Annotated in this window: 7 protein-coding genes and 2 pseudogenes; 3 read left to right on the top strand and 6 right to left on the bottom strand. The window is 40.9% G+C overall.

The genetic code is table 11. The features are described from left to right. The coding region (locus tag B5771_RS24470; protein WP_207652658.1) for a hypothetical protein at window positions 1-461 on the top strand (461 nt) is incomplete at its 5' end. A gap of 49 nt (window positions 462-510) precedes the next feature. Here the strand turns inward: B5771_RS24470 and B5771_RS00145 are convergent. The 5 genes and pseudogenes from B5771_RS00145 to B5771_RS00130 all read right to left on the bottom strand — a co-directional run. Next, complete coding sequence (locus B5771_RS00145; RefSeq protein WP_088185734.1) at window positions 511-1,218, bottom strand: 4Fe-4S binding protein; 708 nt, start codon at window positions 1,216-1,218, stop codon at window positions 511-513. An 87-nt stretch (window positions 1,219-1,305) separates the two neighbouring features. Beyond that, window positions 1,306-1,488 (bottom strand): transposase, encoded by a 183-nt coding sequence (locus tag B5771_RS23705; protein ID WP_242966680.1) that lies wholly within the window; start codon window positions 1,486-1,488, stop codon window positions 1,306-1,308. Further along, window positions 1,478-1,756, bottom strand: coding sequence for a hypothetical protein (locus tag B5771_RS23700; RefSeq protein ID WP_172408100.1), 279 nt, complete (start codon window positions 1,754-1,756; stop codon window positions 1,478-1,480). The genes B5771_RS23705 and B5771_RS23700 overlap by 11 nt, the downstream gene beginning before the upstream one ends. Window positions 1,757-1,869: 113 nt before the next feature. Continuing rightward, window positions 1,870-2,308 (bottom strand): annotated as a pseudogene (tnpA, locus tag B5771_RS00135) (IS200/IS605 family transposase). 103 nt (window positions 2,309-2,411) lie between these two features. Further along, window positions 2,412-2,624: pseudogene (locus B5771_RS00130) on the bottom strand (zinc ribbon domain-containing protein); the annotation flags it as partial. 156 nt (window positions 2,625-2,780) lie between these two features. Between B5771_RS00130 and B5771_RS00125 the strand changes: the two are divergent. Together B5771_RS00125 and B5771_RS00120 are read left to right on the top strand one after the other, a co-directional pair. Further along, window positions 2,781-3,689, top strand: a complete 909-nt coding sequence (locus tag B5771_RS00125) for a hypothetical protein (RefSeq protein WP_088185733.1) — start codon at window positions 2,781-2,783, stop codon at window positions 3,687-3,689. An 18-nt stretch (window positions 3,690-3,707) separates the two neighbouring features. After that, window positions 3,708-4,709 (top strand): peptidase U32 family protein, encoded by a 1,002-nt coding sequence (locus B5771_RS00120; RefSeq protein ID WP_088185732.1) that lies wholly within the window; start codon window positions 3,708-3,710, stop codon window positions 4,707-4,709. A 232-nt stretch (window positions 4,710-4,941) separates the two neighbouring features. Here B5771_RS00120 and B5771_RS00115 read toward each other — a convergent pair. Continuing rightward, window positions 4,942-5,175, bottom strand: a 234-nt coding sequence (locus tag B5771_RS00115; RefSeq protein ID WP_140417652.1) for a hypothetical protein, incomplete at its 5' end; no start/stop codon positions are given.

Below are 5,175 nucleotides of genomic sequence, written 5' to 3'. Positions count from 1 at the left end.
AGTTAAGACCTCCAGGGCCAATAATACTTGGGGCGCAGGCCCCTGGGAAAGTAGGTCATCGCCAGGTAAAACAAGCAACAGACTGCCATAATGGCAGTCTGTTTGTGGTTCATGAAAGAAATGAAAGATGTTGGGTCCCACACTGCAGGAGAAGGCGTTACGGGATGCAGCGTGGCGAAAAGCTCGTACTTCGCCACGAAGTGAATCTCTGGGGTTGGTGGCTCGGCGAAACCCTCCACCGGAGGCTTTCGTGCTTTTCGAATACACGAACACGGAAGTTAAGGATCCACACTGCAGGAGTATGCGTATGGGGACGCAGTGTGGCGAAAGGCTCATCCGCCTTTCGTTCCAGGGCCGATAATACTTGGGGCGCAGGCTCCTGGGAAAGTAGGTCATCGCCAGGTGAACAAGCGATAGACTGCCAAATTGGCAGTCTGTTTGTGTTTCATGAAAGAAGCTAAAAAATTGGGTCCCACACTGCAGGAATTTACGTTAAGGGGAAATTTAAACTTATAAAATAATACCATTTGTTGATATCGTCGCGACAGTATAGGGAATTGTTTTATTGCTATTAGCTAAGGCTTTATTTGCAGCATTTACAAGTCCTCCGCAACAGGGGACTTCCATTTTTAAAATGGTAATGCTGGAAATAGAATGACGTTTCATAATTTCGCTCAATTTTTCTGAGTAGTCGATGTTATCTAGTTTAGGACAAGCAATTAGAGTGACTTTTCCGAGCATGAATTGCTGGTGAATATTTGGATATGCGAAGGCGGTACAATCGGCAGCAAGTAATATGTCGGCGTTATCAAAGTAGGGTGCATCGATTGATACTAATTTTAACTGACATGGCCATTGGGCGAGCTGAGATTGTGAGTTTTCTGGAGATACAACCTTAGACGATTGAACTGCTCTTGGTGAGGGTTTGCCCTGGGTGCTTAGAGAAATAGAGGATAAAGAGCTTTCCGTTTCTTTCGGATTGCTATTTAAGTGTATTTTAACAGCTTCCTCATCATATTCGACGGTTTCTCGCTCTTCAAGAGTAATAGCTCCGGTGGGGCATTCAGGCAGGCAGTCGCCGAGGCCATCGCAATAGGTTTCAGAAATAAGCGTGGCTTTACCGTTAACTAATTGCAATGCTCCTTCATGACAAGCATTAACACAGAGCTTGCATCCGTTGCAAAGTTCCTGATTTATGGTAATAATTTTACGTTTCATTCATAACACCTCTTGAGTTTATTGACACTCCCACGGCTGTTCAGGGCTATGCCATTAGCCCGTCCTAGAGCAGTACACAATGGTACTCTAGGCTGATAGCCTGTTACCAACTACCACAGTTGCAGAGATTATATTAATCGCCTCAACTCGATCTCGATGAGCCTTAAATCCACATTCACATTGATACTTTCTGTCTTTAGCATGGTTACGTTTACCACAAGACGGGCATGTTTGGCTAGTGTATTTAGGATTGACGTATTCAACTCGAATACCTTCCAGAAAGGCTTTGTACGTTCATCCAACGTTGTTCTTTATCATGGCGTTTTCGTATAGCTTTGAGTTTCTTCAGTTTGCTGAGTTTTCTACGAACTGACCGATGTTTACGTTTGATAAACTTATTTTGTCTGCCATTACCGAAGAATTTGGTTTTGCCAGATTCAGTTGTAGTCACAGCAGGAACTTTAAGCCCTAAATCAACACCCATAACCTTATCGGCTATATTGAGTTGTTTAGTAGCTTCGACAGCGATTTGAGCCATATAGTTACCTGACTTTTGCGTTATTCTAAGGCTGCCCAATTTACCGATCAGTCGTTCTTGCTGATAATTCGTTAGGATAGCTTCAATCTCAAGACGCTGTGATTTGCAAATGCTTACCCCCTTGTTTTTTGTTCAGCAATGTATCGCTGAATCGTTTCACTAGATACATTGCCAGCCGTAGAGCAAAAGAAAGAACGAGTCCACAGACTTGGCAAGTGCTGCAGGTGTTGGAATTCCTGCCGCCAGACTTGGCAAGTGCTGCAGGTGTTGGAATTCCTGCCGCAGTTTTCTTGATGTCACTCCTTTCACTTTTGCCATAATGTCTGATGGACTAATAGAAGGTAGAGCGTTCACGAAAAAATGAACATGGTCTGGCATTATTTCTAATGCCACAATCATTAAAGAATGTTCATCACATAGTTCTTGCAGAATCTCCCTAAACCTTCTATCTACGTCATTTACTAATATCTTGCGTCTGTAGCGTGGGCAAAAAACAAAATGATAGTTGATCAAAGAAACAGTGGTGGTTGTTCGTCGATATTCTTGTCCCATATCATTATTGTATCCGTTGTTCAATGATACTACAACGGATTTATTTAGAAACGAAACGGGAGCCGCCTTCATCCCACGATTGAAACCGTGGGCTTTTGGCTACGTTTCTGTAACCACAAACTGAGCAGAGTTGACTACTGGCGTAGTTCGCGTGAGCAATAACCACCTCGCGTCCGTACCAATGAGCTTTGTACTCTATCATGGTGCGAGATTCACTCCAGGACGCTTCGGAGATAGTTTTGGCAATCTTTTCATGGAGACGAGCCACTCTCAGCCGCGCTTTATGACGGTTCCGACTACCTTTTTGCTCGTGGTTAAATTAAGTTGCTTAAGCGAAATTGTGATAGCAGAAGTTGCAATAGCACTGGAGCAAATGTTCTTTTAAAAACCCTTTGTTAACGGTTAACCTCAAAATATCATACTATTTAATAAGAAGTAATTTAGTATGTGAATCAATGAGGTGTATCGTTGTATGGAATGGGCTTTAGGTATTCCCAACATTGAAAAAGTATATTTTATGGACGATCCTTGGTGTGAAAATAATGTATTTCGATCCGGCATGATAAAAGAAATTAGTGAGAACGTCTTGGGGGAAATTTTATTTACAAGAATATATTTTGGACAAGAATTTTGTGAAAGGTCAATACCTTCTTTACGTGAAGTTCTAGATGTTTATTCTCGAGCGAGAGAATACGGTCAAGAATTAACTTTAGTTACGCCTTATGTGACAGAAAATGGTCTCACAAAGCTGCGGCAGTTATTGCAAGGTTTGTCAAAGGAAGGTTTAGCATTAGAAGTTGTAGTTAATGATTGGGGAATATTATATTTACTCAATCAAGAATATCCTGGTTTTAAACCTATAATAGGGCGACAGTTAAATAAGGCTTGGCGTGATCCGCGAATCGGAACTCTAACCGAAAACAAGAAAAAAAGCCATGGTCAAAAATCTAGTTCTTTACCTATGACGAGCTTTGAAAGCGATATTATACAAAAGGTTTTTACGGACTTTGGGGTAAGCCATGTTGAATTAGATATTCCGCCAAGCGGATTAAATGATTTTGAACGATGGAATAATAAAGTTTCTTTATACTTTCCATATACTGCAATATCAAGTGGCAGAATGTGTCTTTTACGGTCATGGGGATACCAAAAAGGCGATAAGTTTAAAACAACAGACAAAACCTGTGGACACACTTGCAGACAATTCTGGATAGAACTTTCAGATAAATCAGGTCAAGTTCCTGTGTCTCCAAATTGGCATATTGTTCAAAAAGGTAATGCAATTTTTTGTGTATTTAAGGAAGGTTTCCTTAAGGATACGCTTAATATTATATCGCGAATAGGGATTGACCGCTTAATTTTTCAACCCGAACCCATTTGACGACAGGAGGGCTATACATTGAAAATTCTAGCCCCTTTAACTTCGCTTGAAGAGGGGAGAACTCTTATTTCAGAAGGAGCAAAAGAATTGTATTGCGGCTTGCAGCCTGAGTATTGGGATTCAGTTTCCGGAGATAGGTTTTGGCTGAACCGCCGAGGTCCTGGTCAAGGTAATTTGCCAAGTCTTGAAGAATTGTCTAAAGTCGTTGGCTTGGCTCATTTTCATGATGTGAAAGTTTTCCTAACATTGAATCAATCCATCTATTCAAATGCCTTGTACCAAGAAATCTTAAAGTTCGTTAGAGAAGTTTATGCGATTTGCAGCCCAGATGCTCTGATCATTGGAGATCCTGGCCTGATGAAAATGATGAAGGAGAAAATGCCGGACGTAACGCTTCATGCAAGCAGTTTAGGAGGAATTCTTAACACAGAGACTGCCAAGTTTTTTCGGGATTTAGGTGCGAAGAGACTGATTTTTCCAAGATATTTGGATTTAGAAGATATGGCTAATATCATTCAAAAGATCGGTTCAGACATGGAGTATGAAGCCTTTGTACTCAATGACGGGTGTATTTTTGAAGAAGCGTATTGCTTTGCAAATCATGCTTTTAGTGGTGCGATTTGTCATAACCCCCATTGGATTTATAAACTTTATGATAAGAATGGACAATCAAGAAAAGCAGATAACTGTTCTTTTTCTCAGCATCTCATGGATTATCGCGAATTTATTTATATAGGAATCAAAAATATGGGCGAAAGTATCAGTCCCAAAGGAGACCCTATGGGCATGTGTGGACTTTGTGCATTACCGGAACTAAAAGCAATGGGTGTATGTTCTCTTAAAATCGTTGGGAGAGAATCGTCTCTTGAAAAAAAAGCGGCGAGCGTAAGGCTGTTGAGAAAATCTCTTGCAAGTCTAGAAGGGGAGGAAAATCCCGAGATTCTCAAGTTATGTTTTCGGATGATGCGTTCTATTCCAAAATTATGTGATAGCAATTATATGTGTTATTACCGAGACTAACGGAGATCAGAGTTATCAAGCAGAGTATGGGTGACAACCCCCTGCAAAGGTGGGCGGGAAGATTCTTTATCTGACCTAGTTTTGAATGTGAGTGTTATTAATATCGTTCTGACTTAATCTGGACAGTTTCAAGAAAAAAAGAGCCTCTCACCTGAAGGTGAAAGACTCTTTAGTTTACAGGTCAACTATTGTTAACACGCAAGATTTGTATTTCTGGATAGGGACGTGAATCTTAGTAGTTTTTAACAATCTTAACAGTAGCAACTAAACCGTTGTTAGTTACACCGGACAGAACAACATAGTCACCTTTGTTTGTCAAGTTGTTGGTTGCAACTTTGCCATTTGTAACGGTGAACAATGGAGTTGCAGATGATCCGGTTGAGGTGCCGCTGTCTACTACATAGATCTGTGCTAAGTTCAAACCTTTGCTGCCATAAGAATCTGTAGCATAGAAGTAGATATCCTG

Source organism: Desulfosporosinus sp. FKA (assembly GCF_002196785.1).
In the GTDB taxonomy this organism is placed as follows: domain Bacteria; phylum Bacillota; class Desulfitobacteriia; order Desulfitobacteriales; family Desulfitobacteriaceae; genus Desulfosporosinus; species Desulfosporosinus acididurans.
Note: the sequence above shows the minus strand (reverse complement) of the source record. Positions and strands in the feature narration are given on the sequence as shown.

Bases quoted from the DNA above. Each gene is read 5' to 3' on its own strand.
- B5771_RS00125 (WP_088185733.1), top strand. From the start codon at position 2,781: ATGGAATGGGCTTTAGGTATTCCCAACATTGAAAAAGTATATTTTATG.
- B5771_RS00145 (WP_088185734.1), bottom strand. From the start codon at position 1,218: ATGAAACGTAAAATTATTACCATAAATCAGGAACTTTGCAACGGATGC.
- B5771_RS23700 (WP_172408100.1), bottom strand. From the start codon at position 1,756: ATGGCTCAAATCGCTGTCGAAGCTACTAAACAACTCAATATAGCCGAT.